Source organism: Acinetobacter sp. CFCC 11171, from assembly GCF_003268405.1.
GTDB classification, from domain to species: Bacteria; Pseudomonadota; Gammaproteobacteria; order Pseudomonadales; family Moraxellaceae; genus Acinetobacter; species Acinetobacter amyesii.
The window spans coordinates 1-336 of sequence record NZ_LQXP01000123.1 but is presented as its reverse complement, the minus strand read 5'-3'; the positions used below and the strand labels follow the sequence as shown (position 1 = coordinate 336).

The 336-nt window shown below is 41.7% G+C and carries 1 tRNA gene; it reads left to right on the top strand.

Features of this window, described 5'->3' with window-relative positions:
- Window positions 1-48: 48 nt before the first annotated feature.
- Window positions 49-124, top strand: a tRNA-Ala gene (locus AVJ20_RS18145).
- The last annotated feature ends 212 nt before the right edge of the window (window positions 125-336 follow it).

Sequence of the window (336 nt, the reverse complement as noted above, 5' to 3'; positions counted from 1 at the left end):
CTACTGACGAAGTACGGAAAATCAGAGACATTGACTTATTGATAAGCTGGGGACTTAGCTTAGTTGGTAGAGCGCCTGCTTTGCACGCAGGAGGTCAGGAGTTCGACTCTCCTAGTCTCCACCAAATTTCAAGATCATAAAAGCACTGCTTTTACTTGAAATTTAAGCAAGAAGCTACGCTTCGCGCAGTATATGATCATACGGCAGCGATGTTGTTTAGTTCCTAAGCGATCAAGTGATTAGATCCTAGAGATTAACAAGTACAAGCGTTATGATACGCACCACTTGATAATCTCTGTGATTTATCACAGTAATGCAATCTGACGAAGATGCATT